The 19,002-nt window shown below is 59.3% G+C and carries 9 protein-coding genes; 3 read left to right on the top strand and 6 right to left on the bottom strand.

Going from position 1 to position 19,002, the window contains the following annotated elements; translation table 11 throughout:
• Positions 1–603: 603 nt before the first annotated feature.
• Positions 604–2,133 (bottom strand): PAS domain-containing sensor histidine kinase, encoded by a 1,530-nt coding sequence (locus RGCCGE502_RS30305; RefSeq protein ID WP_040676000.1) that lies wholly within the window; start codon positions 2,131–2,133, stop codon positions 604–606.
• 583 nt (positions 2,134–2,716) lie between these two features.
• Between RGCCGE502_RS30305 and RGCCGE502_RS30300 the strand changes: the two genes are divergently transcribed.
• Complete coding sequence (locus RGCCGE502_RS30300; protein ID WP_016558046.1) at positions 2,717–3,355, top strand: response regulator transcription factor; 639 nt, start codon at positions 2,717–2,719, stop codon at positions 3,353–3,355.
• Between the two features lie 123 nt (positions 3,356–3,478).
• Here the strand turns inward: RGCCGE502_RS30300 and RGCCGE502_RS30295 are convergent, their stop codons facing one another.
• Positions 3,479–3,826, bottom strand: a complete 348-nt coding sequence (locus RGCCGE502_RS30295) for a response regulator transcription factor (RefSeq protein ID WP_019280411.1) — start codon at positions 3,824–3,826, stop codon at positions 3,479–3,481.
• Positions 3,827–4,266: 440 nt separating this feature from the next.
• Entirely contained in the window at positions 4,267–5,034 is a 768-nt protein-coding gene (locus RGCCGE502_RS30290) for an SDR family NAD(P)-dependent oxidoreductase (protein ID WP_016558044.1), read from the bottom strand.
• 1,013 nt (positions 5,035–6,047) lie between these two features.
• Here RGCCGE502_RS30290 and RGCCGE502_RS30285 point away from each other — a divergent pair.
• Positions 6,048–9,983: an AAA and adenylate/guanylate cyclase domain-containing protein gene (locus RGCCGE502_RS30285; protein WP_016558043.1), complete on the top strand. Its 3,936-nt coding sequence runs from the start codon at positions 6,048–6,050 to the stop codon at positions 9,981–9,983.
• Positions 9,984–10,089: 106 nt separating this feature from the next.
• On the opposite strand, the gene RGCCGE502_RS30280 is transcribed toward RGCCGE502_RS30285, so the two are convergent.
• Genes RGCCGE502_RS30280 through RGCCGE502_RS30270 form a run of 3 tightly spaced genes read right to left on the bottom strand, consistent with a single transcriptional unit; the run spans position 10,090 to position 14,591 of the window.
• On the bottom strand, positions 10,090–11,091 hold the full coding sequence (locus RGCCGE502_RS30280; RefSeq protein ID WP_016558042.1) for a 3-oxoacyl-ACP synthase III family protein: 1,002 nt from the start codon (positions 11,089–11,091) through the stop codon (positions 10,090–10,092).
• Complete coding sequence (locus RGCCGE502_RS30275; protein WP_016558041.1) at positions 11,084–12,778, bottom strand: flavin monoamine oxidase family protein; 1,695 nt, start codon at positions 12,776–12,778, stop codon at positions 11,084–11,086. The genes RGCCGE502_RS30280 and RGCCGE502_RS30275 overlap by 8 nt, the downstream gene beginning before the upstream one ends.
• Before the next feature lie 13 nt (positions 12,779–12,791).
• On the bottom strand, positions 12,792–14,591 hold the full coding sequence (locus RGCCGE502_RS30270; protein ID WP_176705741.1) for a thiamine pyrophosphate-binding protein: 1,800 nt from the start codon (positions 14,589–14,591) through the stop codon (positions 12,792–12,794).
• A 330-nt stretch (positions 14,592–14,921) separates the two neighbouring features.
• Between RGCCGE502_RS30270 and RGCCGE502_RS30265 the strand changes: the two genes are divergently transcribed.
• On the top strand, positions 14,922–19,002 hold a 4,081-nt coding region (locus RGCCGE502_RS30265), incomplete at its 3' end, for a N,N-dimethylformamidase beta subunit family domain-containing protein (protein WP_016558039.1).

Here is a 19,002-nt window from a genome sequence, read left to right as displayed (position 1 = left end):
TCCGCAAATGGGCCTTATGCCTCACCTCGTATCCATAGCAGCTTAGGATTTTCGATATATGCAAGCGCGCCGAGTCACGGGTCAAGATCCCTTGACGAGCAACGAGGGGAGTTCGTTCGATGAACTACGCGGCGGCTCCTTCCCGGTCATACATCCTCTCAATCGAGAGGCTGTCGGCGTTGGCATGAATTTCCACAATGGAAGGAAGCCTACGAAACCGACCGGGTCACGATTGGGTCGAGGATTTCGGCTCACGCACGGTCGCCGAGTGAACTGTAATGGATGCCTTGCTCTTTCGGATAGGTGGCATGGGATGGCGTTGTTCCGCCGGCATTTAAACCCTCGAGGTTGTCAGTCCATTTACATTCCCTTCCGGTATAGGTGCGAGATCTCTCCAACCATGGTAGACGGCCGTCCTCCACTACTTCTCGCTCACCCATCGAGCGGCTGCGACAGACCGAAGCAGCGTGCGGCGGCCTCCGATCGGCCACCCGTTGGGAGATGCCGGCGGAACGCAATGTGGGTTACAACGTTGCGCTAACGGCCGTCGTTTGGGGCCTGCTCATGTCGTCGTGAACCGGGGCTTGGGTCGCCGAATAGGCGTCAGCCTGCGATGCTGTTAACCGGTTCAGCCTCGATCGGAAGCGTGAAGCCCACCGTCGCACCGCCGCCTTCATTGTTGGCCACCCAGAACCGGCCACCATGGGATTCGATGATGGAACGGCAGATCGACAGTCCCATTCCCATGCCGTTTTTTCTCGTCGTAAAGAATGGCTCGAAAATGCGAGTAATGTCACTGAATCCGCTACCCGAATCTCGAATCTCGATGCGGATCGCCTCGTGTCCTTCCCGCCAGGATACGATGTGTAACACCCGCTCGTTTTTATCCGTCCTGTCCATCGACTGGAGAGCGTTACGGATCAGGTTCACCAGAACCTGTTGGACTTGGACACGATCGATTGCGATTGATGGCGGATCCATGTCGAAGTCCGTCGTGATCCGCGCCGCGTGCGCGCCGATTTCATCGACCATGACGCGGCAGACCTCGTCTATCAGAAGGTTTGCGTTCTCGAGCGTTCGTGGTTGCGAGATATGTTGGAAAAGGGCTCGAATTCGTCGGACGATTTCGCCCGCTGAAACCGCGGCCGTGGTGATGCGTCCGGCGGCGATAATCGCCCGTTCTACATTCGGGGGCTCCAGGGAAAGCCATCGGGTACAGGCATCGGAATCTGTCGCGATAGCGGACAGTGGCTGGTTGACCTCATGGGCTATGGACGCGGAAAGTTCCGCCAAGTGTGCGGCCTGGGTCGCTTGCGCCAACCTCTCTGCTGTCCGTCGGAGATTTTCCTCGGCCTGGACCTGGTCGTGGATATCGTGGCAGAGGCCGAACCACTGGACGATCTGTCCGTCCTTATCTCGCATCGGTTCAGCGCGGCCCGACATCCACCGATATATTCCATCCTTCCGCAGAAGCCGGTATCTCATGGCGAAGCTGTCCCCCGTTATGAGACATCTGCCCAGTTCGTTTCCGACGGGTGCGGCATCGTCCGGATGAAAGATGGTGTCCATAACGGTCTCCATCGTGCTCTCGTCCAATATCTCGCGACCAAGGAAGTCCGCCATGTGTTTATTGACCAGCGTCGTCGTTCCATCCGGCGTCAGCCGCCATAGATTGCTAGGGACCATGTCGACGACAATGGATAATTCCATGATCCGGTTTAGTAGATTTTCTCTGGCGAGCTTCTCGTCCTCGATATCAATGGACTGGCCATGCCACGCGGCAATATAGTTTCGGTCTCCTCGAAATGGGCGACCGGACACATGAAACCGTCGGAATTGGCCGTCGCTACGGCGCAAACGAAGCTCGCTGTCGAACGGCTCCCCAGTTCGAAGGCTGTGTCGCCATATGGCCACAACCCCTTTACGGTCGTCAGGGTGAATGTACGCGATGGGCTGGTCTAGTCTCCCGCCGAAATAGGTTTGCATGCTGCGATTTGTGTATGTCATTCTGCCTGACGGATCGGCCGACCATAGATGAGTCGGCACGTTGTCTGCGAGTTGCGCGGCGAGAGTTGAATCGGTTTCAAGGGGCCTTGTAAGAATTGACCGTGCTTGTGCTTGTCTACTCGACATACGATCCTCCGCGTTGTCGGTGACGGCCAGCTTGCAATCGGTACCGCTGACTGGCGTGCCGTGTACACATCGATCGATTGCCGGATCAGCTGCGAACACGCGCCTTAGAGTTTAGCGCCACTTCAAGAAAAAATGCAGCCCATATTCGCACGTACGAAGAGCGAGTACCGAAATTAAAGCGATGCGCAATCTGAAGTTATGTGTTGCATTCTCATCGGTGCAGCGGGGCGGCAGGTTGGACTTATGCCGCGACCACAAACGTTTCCGGCGTGAAGGCGCACTCAGCATCTTTCGCATGGTGGCCAACGAGAGACCACGCCCCCCAAGCTCCGTTGTTTTGGAGATAAAGCATGTAGATGTCTCGGACGACGATGGGGCAGGGTCGGTTCTGCCCTAATCTTTTTCCTGCTGCCAACAAGAGCAGGGTAAACCAAGGTTTACCATCACTTCGGCCTGTCGTCCTGCTAGATTAGGTGCGCTAGAGGGCTAGGGACATCGTTGTCGGTTGTACGTCGACATCTCTTGCGACCTGCCACTGGCTGTACATTCAATTTGACTCGATGACCTATACGGAGGATCGTCCATGGAAAAGAATTTATCGAAGTCGGACTCGATCCCCGAGCCTATTGTCTTTGTCGTCGATGACGACAAGGATTTGCGCGATGCCCTGCTTGATCTCTTCCTGGTAACAAATAGACGGGCCTCAGCCTTTTCGAGCGGTTCTGAATTTATGCGGACGGCGGATACGACCGCGGCCGGTTGCGTGGTCGTTGACCTTAGAATGCCTGGGGGAACCGGCCTGGATGTCCAAAGCGAACTCATCTCGCTCGGAAGCAAGATACCTGTCATTTTTCTGACCGCCCATGCCGACGTTCCGGTCAGCGTGAGGGCGATGAAAGCCGGGGCCACCGACTTTCTTATAAAACCGTTCGTCACGCAGGATCTTCTGGATGCGGTGGATCAGGCTATTCTTATCGACAGCGAACGCCGAAAATCCGAATCCGAATGTAACCGCGTGCGTATGCTGGCGGACACGCTGACGCCGCGAGAGCGAGAGGTGATGTTCGCTGTCACCAGTGGTCTTATGAACAAACAAGTAGCTTATCAACTCGGCATCAGTGAGATGACCGTGAAGCTGCATCGGATGAGCGTAATGCGCAAAATGCAAAGCCGCTCCCTCGCCGATTTGGTTCGCAAGGTTGAAAAACTGCAAAGCAACTAACGAGCAAATTGCTGGTCCGTCAGCGTGGAAGCAGCATCACGATCCTCTGATCTGGAACATCGTGGCAGATCACCGGTCCCGGCGCGGCGCTCTTTTGCAACAAGACGGTCCCGCGCGCCTTCTTCATTTGACCGCGACTTCGATCGCCGCGCGAAGTTGATTGCCAACAAACGGTTTGGACAAGCAGATCCCCGCCCGCTTCGCTTCATCAATAAGCCCGTCCTGCGCGTGGCCCGTCATGAATACGACGGGGACCACTATTTGTCGGCGGTTTAGTTCTTTATATAGCTCGACACCGCTCATGCCGGGCATAGAGATGTCGAGAAGCACGCAATGCATTTCGGGAATCCGGGGTGAGGCCAGGAAATCTCGTGCAGACGCGAATGTCACGGCCGAGTATCCAGACACCTCGAGAAGATCGAGTAGCGATTCACGAACCGCTGGGTCGTCATCTACGATGGCAATCAGCATCGGAAGCATCTCCATGTGATGTCATGCTTCTTTGCTCTGGAGGGACCATCGGCAAATTGAAGCCCGCACCGCTGAACCAAATGCAGGTAGTCGTTCCGAGCATCGCCTTCGATTTCTGCGTTCAAGGGACACAATCATCGACCTATGGGAGCACTAGCGTCAATCCAAACCTAAGTATGCTGTCAACCTCCCGGAAATTCCCTAATTGTCGCGCGGAATACGGGGAAGGGTAATGATCGAGAAAGAGAACCCGTTCCCACCATTCTCAGGGACGAGAAAATCTGAACCCGACGAACCTGTACGGCCACCCAAATTTTAAATTGCAAATAGCGTCGACAACTCATTTTTCGCCTGTGCGGAGAACGTCCCGTGGGCTGCCGGCGGCAACCACTGCGGGCGACCTTCTCCCCATCGGAGGCGCGATGCCACCCTTTTTTAATTCAGAAAAGTTTGATCCCGGTCAAGCGTCCCAGTGTTTGCACAAGTGTGTTTTGATAGTCCGAATCTGTGACTTCCGCAGCGGGCTTCCGCTGTTCCCCATGGTACCAGTAGCCGCCGCTGCTGTCAGCACCTTCATCGCTGCTCGTGGCCAGCCATACCTGTGTCTGATAGCCTTGATGAAGATCGTCGGGGGCACCGGCACCGCCCATCTTAGTGGGCACCCAGCCGGGATCAACGGCGTTGCTAGACACTTTTGGCCAGTAGCGTGCGACAGTAGCAGCAAGCGCAGCGACATGAAGCTTGCTCTCGGAATAGGCGCGGTTAGTGTTCCATTGCCGGCGTCTCCAGTCGATGTCGTCAAGTTCGCCGCCGCCGCTTTGATGCATCCCGCTGCTGAGGTAGACGAGGCGTTTCGGCCGCTCGATCAACGCCGTCAAGATGTACGGCGCGAGTGTATTCACCGCTAGGATTTTCGGATGTCCTTCGGGGGTGTCGCCGCGGGCCGGCTCGGAATAGATCCCCGCATTGTGAATCACGGCGTCCATTCGGCCAATCGTGTTGACCTGATCGGCAACCGACCGGGTTTCGGCACCGCTCGAGAGGTCGCCCACTACAACACCAAGAGACTTTGGAGCGAGTCCACTGATTGCCTGTGCGCGTTCAGAAGATCGAGCGTGTAGCACCACTTCATGGCCATTTGCGATGAGTTGTCGTGCCGCTGCAAGTCCTAGGCCATCGGTCGATCCGGTGATGAAGACACGGCTCACGTGGCGGCTCCCGTCTGTTTATTCTCGCAAAGCAGATAGGCGACGCGGCCTGGAAGCCAAGTCCAGCTAGATGATCGATGCTACCTTGAGAACGAAGGGCTAACCAAGGACCAGCGTGTCATGGCCCCGCGCAAAAGCCAGTCAAAACCTCTGCGGTTCTCAATTTCCCCGTACGCTTCACTCGACGTTAATTACCGCGTGTTCCATTTCGCGCTGCCCAAGATCAAATTGGCTTGGAGCGTGGCTTCGAAGAGCGATTTATCAAAGTGATTACGACGCCTTCAAAAATGCAGGTGTATTCGATCGTTTTCTGCTCCAAGCCTTTAGGCAACAGCTCATCGAATTCCTTCTGGCCCTTTGACGTGGTCCAATAGTCCGTCGGTTTGATATCCTGAGCATCGCGTTATGCCCTATGATGGCTTGCGTGAGGCGGCGGATCGTCCGCCGCGATTTGAGTTGGTGACTTTGTCCGAGGTAGCAACGCAGGTTCGAGTACTGCCTTTGGGTCTATGTCTGCTTGGACTTGGCGGGATCATCGTCTGGCACGTTCAAGGACGGTCGCGGCCCACGGCTGATCGTTCAAATTCTGTTTTGTTTGGCGACTTGCACCGTACGGGGAACCGCTTTTCTTTAACAAGCGGATGTCAGACTACATGGGTTTCGCGCTTAACGATTTTGAAGGGTCCTCGCTTTCCCCCTTGAAGACGATGATTGAGAGGAGCATCCATCCGGACGATATCGAAAGCTTTACACACGGGCTTCGCATTCCCTGGAATCGGGTACGAGTTCCAGTGCCCGCACGGTTGCTGGCTGAAGACACGCGCCCTTTCTAAGCAAGGGCGTCACCGCTGTCTGGTCATGCACCGGGGGGCGCGTCACTGGCTACCAATCGTTTGGCTCCCACCGCTGGGGCCGCCGGTTTTGCAGCACTCTCCTGCGAGGATGCTCTCAGGCGTGGATCGCTTTGCTGAATTGCGCTACGCTCCGTATTCCGCGAAAGCGCGAGGTCCCAAATGTCGGATGCGAGTTTGCTTGAGGCTCGGCTAATCGAGAGTTTCGCGCCACCGTCGCTGAGGTTCTCCGGGAAACAGCACGACGCGCCGCCCGATCGCCGCATGGCCCTGTTGTGGCTCGACGTTGTCGGCTTCACCCGGATTACCGCGAACTTCCTGGCACGGGGACCGGCTGGCATCGAAGATCTGGCAAACCTCCTGGAACTGCATTTCGCGGGGCTTATCGATGTGATCGTGGCTCATGGCGGCGAGCCGCTGATGTTTGCGGGCGATGGCCTGCTTGCCGGCTGGTCGTGCGCGGGCTGGACACCTTCGGAGGCACTTCTTCGCGCGGCTGCCTGCGGCCATCACATTCTTGCAGCGTCGAAAGCGACCTTGCCCACTGGGGAGCCGATCGAGCTCCATGCCGTGCTCGCCTTCGGACAGTGCCACACTGCGGAGATTGGAACGGGAAGCCTGCGCCTCCACGTTACAGTGGGAAATGGGCTTGCAGACCTGCAGGCAGCGAGCACCACACGGGCCACGGGACAATTGCTGGTATCGGCCGCCGCTCGTTCAATACTCGGTGAAGGAGTTACCGTGCATTCGATCGGTCCCGACGCGACGGTCCTTTCGTCCTTGCACGATCCACCTGATCTCATTCCACTGACCATTCCGCCCATGACGCCGAAAGCGCGCGAGCGACTGACCGGTCACGTGCCGCTTCCTGTCGTGAGCCGCCTTAACAGCCGGCTTCTTGATTGGACAGCAGAGCTCAGGCGCATATCCGTCGTGTTCGTAGCCCTTTCCCGCCTGGATCACGCGTCGCCCGATATTCTGTCCCGGCTGGAGTCGGTCGTTGCTGCAATCGAACCCAAGGTCGCCGAGCAGGACGGTTTCATACAACAGCTTCGCGTGGATGAGCGCGGCGCAAATCTTCTGATCGTTTTCGGGGTTCCGCCTGTGGCACACGCGGATGATCCTGTCCGGGCTGTGCGATGTGCCATCGACATGCGTGACGCGCTGCGCGGCATAGGCCAGCCGAGCAGTATCGGCGTAGCGACCGGGACGGCATTCTGCGGACTGATCGGAAACGACGTCTTCCGGGCCTGGACCACCTATGGGGAGGCGGTCAATCTCGCTGCCCGGCTCCAGGGGTTGCAGCAGGGTACAATCCAGTGTGACGAAACCACGGTCCGCGGGGCGCAAGATGCCATCTCCTTCATCCCGGTTGGTCACAGCCAGGTGCGTGGGTTGGATCTCAATGTTCCCGTATGGACACCGAGGCGCCGGGATCGCGCCGGGTTCGACCATGTGATGCATGGGCGCGAGAACGAATTCGAACGCATCTTGAAGGCATTCGAAGAAGCGACCCGCTCCGGCATTTCTCGGTTCGTCCTGGTCGAGGCGGAATCCGGGATGGGCAAATCACGCTTTCTGGCCGAACTGCATCATCGGCTCGCGATCGAACGGACTGCGACCCTAGCCGGTGGCGCGGACCGGATCGAGCATCGTGTCCCTTATCGAGGCTGGCGGGACATACTCACCCAACTGCTCGGGATCGATGTCAAGCAGCCGGAGTTACAACGGCGCGAGGCCGCTTTGAGCGCGCTTGGCCCCGGGCTCGCGTCGCGCGCAGCCCTCCTCAACCCGATATTGCAACTCGACCTTTCCGAATCGCCCGAGGTTGAAGCGATGAGCGCGCCTCAGCGTATGGAGGCTCGGCTCGATTTGCTTGCATCTCTTCTCCGCCGCTTTGCTTCCGCCGGCTCTTTGCTGGTAACGATCGACGACGCCCAATGGCTGGACGACGAAAGCTGGGCGGTGGCGGCAGCGGCTGTTCGTGCCGTGCACGGTCTCTGTATTGTCATGGCCATGCAGCCGATGGAGGACGATACCCGGATCGAAAGCCTGTCAGAGGGCGGTGCACTGCGATTGAAGCTGGACGGTCTGTCGGACGAGGAGCAGGACAGGTTGGCATTGACCCGGCTCGGTGCAGACCGCATCGCACCTGAACTCGCGAATTTGCTGCGAGCGCGCGCCCGCGGGCACCCGTTCTTCTGTCTTGAACTCGCGCGCGCACTCCATGACGATGGCTTGATCGAGGTGGTCGATGGGACCTGTCGGATCGCGCATCATCTGGCTGACGATCGCTTGCCGTTGCCGGATTCGATACACGCTGCGGTGGCGCGCCGGATCGACCGTCTTGATCTCGAAAGTCAGGTGACGCTCAAGGTCGCAAGCGCCGCCGGCCTGCGTTTCCCGACTGCCCTTGTGACCGCCGTTCACCCGACGGCGAACGCCGAAACGGCTGTCGTCGACCGCCACCTGTCGATGCAACACCGGGCGGGTATGCTGCAGCCGGAGCACATCGATGAGCTGGACGGCTACAGCTTTTGCCATGGCATTATGCGCGATGTTGCCTATGAATTGATGCTTTACGGACAACGCAAGCAATTGCATCGGGCCATCGCCGACTGGTACGAGCAAAACAGCGTCCTCGACATATCACGCGTCTACGCGCTCATCGCCCATCACCTGGAGGCCGCGGGCGAACCTGTTCGGGCGGCTCACTATCTTAGGCTCGAAGCCGAGCGTGTGTTTGGTCTCGGATCCGTCCGCCAATCCCTCTCGATCGGCCTCCATGGGGCGGCACTCCTCGGCTCACAAGTGCCTGTCGATGGCTCGGAGCTTCAAAGGGCAATCGGCCATGAGATGGAGCAGATCGCAGCGCTACTTGGCGACAGGCGACCAGTGGATCTCCTCGACCTGCCAAAACTTGAGGACGAGCATGTCGCAAGTCTTGTCCCGCTGTTGTTGAGCATCGCGCCCTACGCCTACCAAAGTCAAAAGCCGGAATTGTTCGCGCTTCTGGGGGCGAGATGCCTGCGATTGACGCTTGCTCATGGCCAGGCGGATTTCACGCCTGATGTCTACGCGATGTATTCGGTCGTCCATGCAGCAATGACCGGTGACCGGCGAACGGGTGCAGCATGGAGCGATCTGAGCCTGCAATTGCAACCTGCCGTCAAAGATGCAAGCTTTGCCCGCTGCGCCTTTATCAATGTGTGGTTCCACAATCACTGGGTCGGAAATCTGGAGGACGGAATTTCCCGGGCGCAGGCGGGCGCCGAAGCAGGCCTTGCGAGCGGCGAAATTGTCTACGGCTGTTTCAACCTCACGACGGTTGTCGTTCTGCTCGTTGCGGCCGGCCGGCCAATCGATGTCGTGATATCGACAGGTACCGAGCTTCTCGCACAAAACGCGGGTCGGGTGCGCAATTCCGCCTTCACGCTCCTCGTGGAATTGCAGTCAGCCCGCGCGCTGGCGGGCAAGACCCGCGCGTTCGACCAGCTTTCCGATGCGACTGTAGACGAGGAGGCGGAGTTCTCCTCCATGCTACAATCGCGCTTCAGCAATCAGGTTGCCTGCTATTACACCGCCAAACTCCGGTTGGCCGCGGTTGGGGGAGACTGGCAAAATGCGCTCTCCTGGGCAGAAAAGGCACGCGCTCTGTTGCCATTCTTCGCCGGACAACCGTCGGAAGTCATGCTGGTCCACTATCACGGCGCTGCGGCGCTGGCGCTTGCCGCCTTCGGCACCCCTGAGGATGCTAAGGCTCTGCGTGCCGAGGGGTGGGACTGCGCGGACCAGATGCGCAATTGGGAAGGTTTGAATGAGGCCTGGCTCGGCCCGAAGGCAGATCTTCTTGAGGGTCTCCTCGAAGCCGGCGCAGGTCACACAGGGGCAGCGGAACGGCTCTTTCGCGCGGCGGTGGAACGCACGGCCCAAACGGGCCACCTCGAGGACCATGCCTTCGCCCTGGAATGCCTGACCCGGCTACAGAAGGGGGCCGGCGAAATCCCCACCGCGCTTCCCGAGGCGCTGGCTGCTTACCGGGCATGGGGCGCCGAAGGGAGGCGCGCACGCCTCGCCGACGAATTCGGCTCAGCTTGATATCTGACCGCTCGAGACGATGACCAGAACTACGGCGTCGAATGCGCAAAAGTGTCTGGCCGCACGCAAGCGCGCTGAGCCCAGCTATTGTGTTATTGTGGGTGATTCAGACCACCCGCTGCAAAAGAACGGCGTGTGCATGCAGATCGAGGCCGAGGGCGAGGAGCAGGGCGTATGGCGTTGTTATGTCCTCTTCGCGAGCAGCCAGCGTCACGGCGATGCTTGCCACGGTCATGTTCCCAAAATCTTTGATGGTGGTAAGTGCCGGCCCGGTTTTCAGTGCGCTGGACCAGGCGTCTAAAAGCAACGTCGACGCTTGATGGCCGATGAGAGTGATATCGCTGCCGGAAAGCCCCTGGCGCTGCAATAACTGTTGTGCCGCCATCGAAGCGGTCTGAACACCAAAAGACTTGAAGGCTTGGAAGCCGTCCGCTGTCATATGGAAATATGGACCGCTATATTGCTGGTCTTGCGGCTGCCCGTCGGTCTTTATGGGATTACCGGCAACAAACATCGCACCGTAGAGATCGGATTTGACAAGAGCCTGCTGGTCGCGGACGACCCAGCGTATACCGGCCGTTGCAACACCAAGCACGGCTGCCGCTGCACCGTCTCCCGCGCTGACCGACGGCCCCGCGTTATAGTCGACAACTCGCGTCCAGTCGCAGCCTGCGACGACGAGGACCCGCCGGACCCGACCGGCCTTCAGCAGGGCATCGGCAATGACGAGCGATTGCGTGAAGTTGGAAAAATCGTTGCCGAGCGGCAGTGGCATGGCCCGCTGCGGGAGACCAAGACCTTTATGCAAGTCACCGAGATCGCTCGGCACGATAAAGCGGCTGACCGATGCGCAGCCGATTAAAAGGTCGATGTCATCGGACGTAACACCCGCGTCGATCATCGCCTTCTTCGCGGCAGCCACCATGATCGAGACCAGCGTTTCGTCGGGTCCGAGGACGTGACGACGCTCGAAGCCTTGAAACAGCGCCAGGATATCCTTTTGCGCGTTGTTCCTCTTCAGTGCGTCGAAGATAGGATCGTCGTTAAGCCGCACCCCTGTTGGCAGCTGGTAGCCGAGCCCGATAATCCCCAGATCGCTCTTAACCATCCTGCCACTCGCCTTTCGGCAAACCAAGCCGTTGCTGCAGGACGATCTCAGCCGTCTGCAGGGCTCCCTCTGCCCACGTCTGATTGGTCGAATACGCCTCTCCGCAGATGTAGCACGGGAAATTTTCGACGGGCTGGGTCATACGCGTGAGCATGACGTCCGACTGGACATTGACGTTCCAAAGATGGACGCCGCCGCCGAAGGGGTCGCGCGACCAGTCCATATAGGCGGCATCGATGGGATAAGGCGCGCTGTCCTTGCCGTGCATTTGCATGAGTTCGCGATGGAGTTCGTTCACCATCTGTCGGGTGGCGGGATGCTGATTCCAGTTGTCGGTGAGCCGTTTGGCGAATGGATCATCAGGTGATTCCGCCATCATTTCGGGTTTGCTTGGCTCGAACATCGGCCAATGGTGGCCGTGGCTTCTGAGGTGCAGCGGCAGGCCGGCCTTGTGGACTTCCGCTCGCTTGTCCAGTCCCTCCCAGAAACTCACGTTCAGGAGATCATCGTACACCATGACGAGGCCAGGTGCGTCACGCTTGGGAATGGTCGCGCCTTCGTTCCCCGCGGGCCAATAGTAGCATTGTCGGATGGGCATGTCGGTGAGAGAACGGCCGGAGCTGACCCCTGAATCCTGCCACCAGCAGTTCGGATAGAGCAAAAAGCACTTGAACAAAGGGATCGGAGAAACGGAGGCGAGGTCCTGCCGAAACTGGACATTTGCCGGGCCGAGGACCTCGCCTACCGGATCCAGCAGTTCGATGGAGCGGCGCGGCATGGCGAGCACGATGGCGCGCGCCGTCTTTGTCGTAGCGTCCTGGAAACGAAGCGCGATGCCCTCGGAGCCATCCTCGAGCGTGGTTCCACTAAAACCAGCAAGCCAGTGGTTGAACTGGATCTCACCACCGGCCGCCTGGTAACGGCGCTGGAGTTCCCATGGCACCGTCTCGTAGCCGCCGTTGACCATACGGTAGCTGACGCCCGGCGTGAAATCGAAGTACTCGGAGGTGAGGTCAAGCGCGTTGGTGTTTCCGCCGAGGCAGTCATATCCGACCGTCGCTCGGGCGGCTGCATATCCGTCCGCACTGAGGTGCTTGGCCAGAATATTCCAAAGGCCGTGCTGCCATAGTGGCAATCCGTCGATCTCAACGGTATCCAGATACTGGCGCAGTGTCCCGGCATTGAGATGGATCATCAGGTCAGGCATCAGGCGTGTCAGAGCGCGCCCGATCAGCGACGCCGGACTTCCTCCTGTGGCCGCCATCCATGCCGCCTCCGCTGGATCGAGCCAGTAGGGGAGAGCTGCCGCATTGCCGAGGTCGCTGGTGCGTAGAACCCTGCCGCGCAGGAAGGCAATATTGCCGGGGAGATCGACAACCTGGGTGTGGTAGGGCAGTTTCAGGACGCACTCTACCAGGCCGGTGACGAGTGTCTGCGCCGGCGCGACATAGCGCATGCCTCCGACCTCGGCTGTCGTATCGGGCATATGCGGTGAACGGGCAGAGAGCAGCCTCCCGCCGATGCGGTCACTCCCTTCGAAGAGGGAGACCTTCAGTTTTCCGCGCGCAGCCTCCCAGCCGGCAAGGCCGGAACCCGACAGGCGTGATGTCAGCATCCGCCATCCGGTATAGATGCCGCCCACCCCGCCACCTACGATCGCAACGTCGATATCCGGCAATGCAACCATGTTTTTTCCTCCCTCAGTCGACCATCTTTTGCCAGTAGGGCGCGCTCCAGTATGGAGGAGCGGCTTTGGGGTCGATATGCGCGACGATCACCTGTGGCCGACCGCTGTTTGCTGCATCGATAATCGTCTGCCAAGCATCCCGAAGGTCGCCGGGCCTGACGACATCGACCGCATCGGCGCCGAGCCCTTCCGCCACCTTTACGAGGTCCGCCGATCCCAGGCTGTAGGCCTCGCTGAAGCCGCCGTCGCTCGGAAACATCATTTCCATTCCCTGGGCCACCATGTTCAGATCATCATCCTTCAAGACGACCCAGATGGCGCCCACCTTATGGGCAGCGGCAGTGGAGAGCTCGCCGAGCTGCATCAGGAAGGCTCCATCTCCAACCAGGGCGATGGAAAGGCGATCGGGCCGTCCCAGCCTGGCGCCAATTACACCGCAGACGCCAAAGCCCATGGGGCCCATCGCCAGGGCGCTATGGAATTCCTGCTTTCGGTCAACGATCAGGGAATGCAGTCCCCAGCCGACACAATTGCCGCAATCGATGAAAATGAAAGCATCGTCTGGCAGCAACTCGTTAAGCGTCCGGCACAGGGCGGCCGGCTGGAGCGGCGCCTCTTCCGCGTTGTAGCTTTCAGGCGACGAAAAAGGCGAGTTGCTGGCCTTGATCCCGGAGATCTCGGCCTTTCGTGCTGCAACCAGCGCGGGGGTGGCCGGCCAGGTCGGCGCCTGATCCCAGAGAGCCAGGATGAAGGCACCAGCCTCAGCGACAACCCCGTCGGTAACTGGGAAGCCTCGTCCAATCATCGACTGATCGATATCGACCTGGATGAATGGGCCATTCGGCACGAGCATTGGGTTCCACCGGTAGGTTGCAAGCTCGCCGAGGGACGAACCGATGACGAGCAGGGCATCATGGGCGACAGAACCGTCCTTGCCGATCATCCAATATTGCGGCCATTCGCATCCGGCAAACCCGTAGGAGCGGAACGACAGGTCGTGGGATTCGGGAAAGACGCCCTTGCCGTCCGACGTGGTCATGACCGGAACCTGCCACCACTCCGCCAAGCACCGAAGCGCATCGGCAGTGCCTGGGTCCCGAACCGCTTCACGGCAGCCGTTGCCAACCAGGATAAGAGGTCGTTTGGCGGTCGACATTACCCCAAGCACCCGCCGAACGCCGTCTGCCGGCGCGCTCACTGGCAGCGAGCGATAGGTGGAGGCAAGGGCAGGAGGTCGCGGCGCTACAATCTGAAAAGGGTCTTCGTCATCTATTTTTGCAGACGCTACGCTATCTGAAATGCCGAGACGAACCGCGCGCCGGGGGATTGACAGCATGTCGCGCAGGGCCTGTTCGATAACGATTGGCGCGCCGGCCGACGCTGCGATATCGGCGCTGTAGCGCGTTCCCGCAGCGTAGATGTCACGGATATTCAGACCGCAATCGGTGCCCTCCTGGAGATAGCCCCGGCCAAGGAAGTTTTGTTGCACCTCGCCAGTCAGTGTCATGACGGCGGAACCGCCAAAATTGGCGTTCGTCGTGCCGGTGAGCGCGTTGGTGGCTCCGGGGCCGCTGGTTACCAGCACCACGCCGGGCTTGCCGGTCGCCCTGAAATAGCCGTCAGCCATGTAGGCAGCCGCGGATTCATGCCGGCACACGACGTAGGTGAATTCCGGTCGTTGCCTGATCCGTTCCAGCAGGTGCGCAATGCCGGCGCCGGGAACGCCGAACATCAGCGTCGCCCGTTCAAGAACCAGGTAGTCGAGAAGCTGGTCGGCAACGGTGCCGCCTTGCGAAGACGTAGATGCAGCCATCGTCATGAACTCCGCTTCATCGTTAGATTATGGCAGAAGAGCTATGAACGCGATTTCAGGGGACTGTATTGCGAATGCAGATGCTACATGCAGGCAAGGTACGCATCTTGCCTGAGGTCCGGCCGCATGTCGAGTGCGGAAGCCCATTACCCCCGATTCGGCTAGCTATAGTGTGGCAAAGCAAAAGGATCGTGATCCACTCGCGAGTATCCGCCGATTTAGATCGAAAGGCGTACAGTGTGTTTCATTGGTTTTCGACTATACTTGGCAATCCTCTATAATGAACGATGCTCATTGATTTGATCTTGGTAATTTTGCGAGGGAGCAGACATGGATCGCAAAGCTCGCAGATGGGCCTCCGGCTCAAAACTGATCGATTCCTGGGTCCCTAAGTGGCTGGCCGCCACCCGAAAATCAAAGCCCCGCAACGCTGCCCACAGGGAAGAAAGCTACTCCCAACTGGCACTCGCTGCACAAGTGGCCGAGGGCGCGAGTTATGGTGTTGTGGCCGACCGCCCTGTCGAAGTCGCCGCGGTGTATGGAAAGGATCATCAGAACCTTGCGGCGGTCTGCGACGCGCATGGTCAGGTGAGCAGCGACTTGGCACTGCCATCGTTGGCAAACAGCAATGGAAATGGACTTTGGGGCGGTAATGTTGCCGCGCCTCGCTCCGTCGCCGGGGTGTGGGATCATTTCTCGAGCCGTTGGGATGGACAATCGTTCGGGACGACAGGATGGTCGCTGCATGCCAGCCAGAGCATGCTTGGAAAAATGTCCGGGCAGTCCCCGGCCATATTGGCGGGTGGGCAGGCCGCTTCAGGCAGGTTCGTCACGCCAGAGACAAGTCCGTTGGCCCATCTGAGCGCGCATGGATCTCGTTCATTCCAGGCGCTTGATCTGCCGAATGGCGCCTCGGGCACCGACAAGCTTGATGACCTGTCCCGATTGTCAGGTTCTCGTGGAATCGCACGTTTGACCGGTTCAACGGTCACGAGCGGATCTTTATCGAGTGGCGGAGAGCCCGGGGCCGGAGGCGCCACCTCCAAGAGCGTCATGCTTTTTGCCCTACCGGTAGCCGATCTGGGGGGCAATGAGAGTGCAGCAACCCAAAGTCTTGCGGCAGCCGCGGCGGTCAGCAACGCGATCGTGGCCGAAAACCAGAAGCAAGGCAATCCTGAGAGTGAATGGGGCATCACCGGGGCCGGGAGCTCGAACATCGAAGGTTTTGCCACCGACATCAGTGTTGATCGCGGCCAGACGGTCAGCTTCAAAATCAATACGAACTCCAACAACTATCGTATCGACATCTATCGCCTCGGCTATTACGGCGGCATGGGAGCGCGCAAGGTCGCCACTATCCAGCATACAGGCGTGCAGACCCAGCCCACTCCGTTGCGCGATAACGCTACCGGTCTGGTGGACGCCGGCAACTGGTCAGTGTCGGCGTCTTGGGCGATTCCGGCCGACGCAACGTCGGGGATCTACTTCGCCAAGCTTGTGCGGCAGGATGGCACCTTCGGTGAAAATCAAATCCCGTTCATCGTACGCGACGACAGCGGTCACAGCGATGTTATCTTTCAAACCTCGGATGAGACGTGGCAGGCCTACAACCCCTGGGGTGGGGCCAATCTGTACCAAGGCAATGGACCAGGGGCAGACTCAGCCCCGGGTCGGGCATACGCTGTGAGCTACAATCGCCCGATCACCACACGGGGCGGCGGCCTTGCAGGTGGACCGCAGGATTATATTTTCGGTGTCGAGTACCCCGCTATTCGGTGGCTCGAGAAGAACGGCTACGACGTTTCGTACATGGCTGGATTGGACTCCGATCGCCTCGGCAGTCTGATCCAGAATCACAAGATGTTCCTGAGCGTCGGCCATGACGAGTATTGGTCGGGACAACAGCGCGCTAACGTCGAGGCAGCGCGGGATGCCGGAGTGAACCTCTCCTTTTGGAGCGGCAACGAGGTCTACTGGGAGACTCGCTTCGCTCCCAGCATCAGTGCCGGTGCCCAACCGTATCGCACTCTGGTCAGCTACAAGGAGACAAGGGCAGGCCCGATTGATCCGGATAATCAATGGACCGGAACCTTCCGGGATCCGCGTTTTGTCTCGCCGACCGCGGTTGGGGGAGGACGGCCCGAAAACGCACTGACTGGCACCATGTTCCAGGTCGACTCCTACCGAAGTGATGCCATTGCCATCCCGTATGATGACGCCAATCTGCGCTTCTGGCGCGATACCAGCGTGGCAAACCTCCAGCCGGGCCAGACGGCAACCCTTCAGCAGAACTATCTTGGATATGAATGGGATGAGTCGCCTGACAATGGATTTCGTCCTGCTGGGCTTATCGAGTTGTCGTCGACGACCTTGCCGGTAAGCGAATACCTGTTGGACTACGGCACGACGACCGGTACGGCAACCGCGACTCACAACCTAACGCTTTACCGGGCGCCGAGTGGAGCATTGGTGTTCGGCGCCGGCACGGTCTACTGGGCATGGGGGCTTGATGAGAACCATGATCTAGAGGCCACCCCGGTGGACCCGCGTGTGAAGCAGGCGATGGTGAATCTGCTGGCTGACATGGGCATCCAGCCTGGGACGCTGGAGGCGGGACTTGTCGCGGAACCACAGTCAACGGATACCACAAAGCCGGTATCATTGATCAGCGGGCCGAATGACGGGACCCCCCTTAAGGTAGGCAACGCCGTCACCATTAGCGGAACCGCTTCCGACGTCGGGGGTGTCATCGCGGCGGTCGAAGTCTCGACCGATGGCGGCACAACGTGGCACCGGGCCGCGGGAGATGAGACCTGGACATATAGCTGGGTCGCTCCGAGAGCCGGTACGTTCACTATCAAGACCAGGGCGGTGGACGACAGCCTCAATCTGGAAATTCCCGGCAGTGGCAGAACTGTGACTGTAACCGGCAACAACTTCTTTTCCGCTTCAGCGATACCGCCCGCCGTGCCGGACGGCGATGCCAGTCCTATCGAAGTTGGAATGAAGTTCCAATCTTCAGCGGCCGGCACTGTAACCGGCGTGCGGTATTACAAGAGCGACTTGAACATCGGACCACACACGGGGTCGCTTTGGTCGAGTACAGGAACCAGGCTGGCGACGGTCACCTTTACCAACGAGTCAGGGGTTGGCTGGCAGGCTGCCAGCTTCTCCAATCCCGTCGCGATCGTTGCCGGCACCACATATGTGGTGTCCTATCACACCAACTACGGACATTATGCGGCAACGGGAAACTATTTCGCGTCCCAAGTAACAAACGGACCACTCACAGCGCCGTCGAATGCCGGTGTCTACGCCTACAATTCGGCCAGCGTTTTTCCAAACAACACCTTTAACAGTGAGAACTACTGGGTTGATGTCCTATTCAACCCGGGGACGGCAAACAATGCTCCGCCGGCCGCGGTTGCCGATGCCGGCGATGCGACCGAGAAGGGCGGTGTTGCCAATGGTTCGGGCGGCGTGGTTGCGAGCGGCAACGTTTTGACCAACGACACCGATCCGGATACCGGCGACACCAAGACAGTGACGGCGATCGTCTTCGGCACGACGACAGGCACGCTCGGCACGGCGCTTGCCGGCACCTATGGCAGCCTGCTTATCAATGCGTCGGGCGCTTATAGCTATACGATCAACGAGAACAATAGCGCGGTGCAGGCGCTGCGGCTGTCGACCAACACGGTGAGCGACGCCTTCAGCTACACCATGCGTGACACTGCCGGTGCCACCGCCACGGCGTCGCTGACCATTACCATCCACGGCGCCAACGACGCGCCAGTTCTTGCGGCCCAGACCACCACCCAGAACGCCACGGTCAACACCGCCTTTTCGTTCGGGCTGCCGGCCGGCACCTTCACCGATGTCGACACCGGCGACACGCTTGCCTACGTGGCAACATCTGCCGATGGCACGGCGCTTCCCACCTGGCTGAGTTTCAATGCCACGACGCAGACCTTCAGCGGTACGCCCACCGCAACCGGCACGTCAGGCATCAAGGTGACGGCAACGGACCTTGCCGGCCTTTCCATCAGCGAGACCTTCAACATCTCCACCACGATTCCGGGCAACACGACGCCGACAGCTGTCGCCGATACCGGCGATGCGACCGAGAAGGGCGGTGTTGCCAATGGTTCGGGCGGCGCGGTTGCGAGCGGCAACGTTTTGACCAACGACACCGATCCGGATGCCGGCGACACCAGGACGGTGACGACGATCGTCTTCGGGGCGACGACAGGCACGCTCGGCACGGCGCTTGCCGGCACCTATGGCAGCCTCGTGCTCGATGCGTCGGGTGCCTATAGCTATACGATCAACGAGACCAACACCGCGGTGCAGGCGCTGCGGCAGTCGACCAACACGCTGAGCGACGTCTTCAGCTACACCATGCGTGACA

It is taken from the genome of Rhizobium grahamii CCGE 502 (assembly GCF_000298315.2).
Classification (GTDB): domain Bacteria; phylum Pseudomonadota; class Alphaproteobacteria; order Rhizobiales; family Rhizobiaceae; genus Rhizobium; species Rhizobium grahamii.
This window is presented reverse-complemented; position numbering and strand designations above follow the sequence as displayed.

Coding starts and splice junctions, on each gene's coding strand:
- RGCCGE502_RS30305 (WP_040676000.1), bottom strand. CDS start 2,133: ATGTCGAGTAGACAAGCACAAGCACGGTCAATTCTTACAAGGCCCCTT.
- RGCCGE502_RS30300 (WP_016558046.1), top strand. CDS start 2,717: ATGGAAAAGAATTTATCGAAGTCGGACTCGATCCCCGAGCCTATTGTC.
- RGCCGE502_RS30295 (WP_019280411.1), bottom strand. CDS start 3,826: ATGCTGATTGCCATCGTAGATGACGACCCAGCGGTTCGTGAATCGCTA.
- RGCCGE502_RS30285 (WP_016558043.1), top strand. CDS start 6,048: ATGTCGGATGCGAGTTTGCTTGAGGCTCGGCTAATCGAGAGTTTCGCG.
- RGCCGE502_RS30280 (WP_016558042.1), bottom strand. CDS start 11,091: ATGGTTAAGAGCGATCTGGGGATTATCGGGCTCGGCTACCAGCTGCCA.
- RGCCGE502_RS30275 (WP_016558041.1), bottom strand. CDS start 12,778: ATGGTTGCATTGCCGGATATCGACGTTGCGATCGTAGGTGGCGGGGTG.
- RGCCGE502_RS30270 (WP_176705741.1), bottom strand. CDS start 14,591: ATGGCTGCATCTACGTCTTCGCAAGGCGGCACCGTTGCCGACCAGCTT.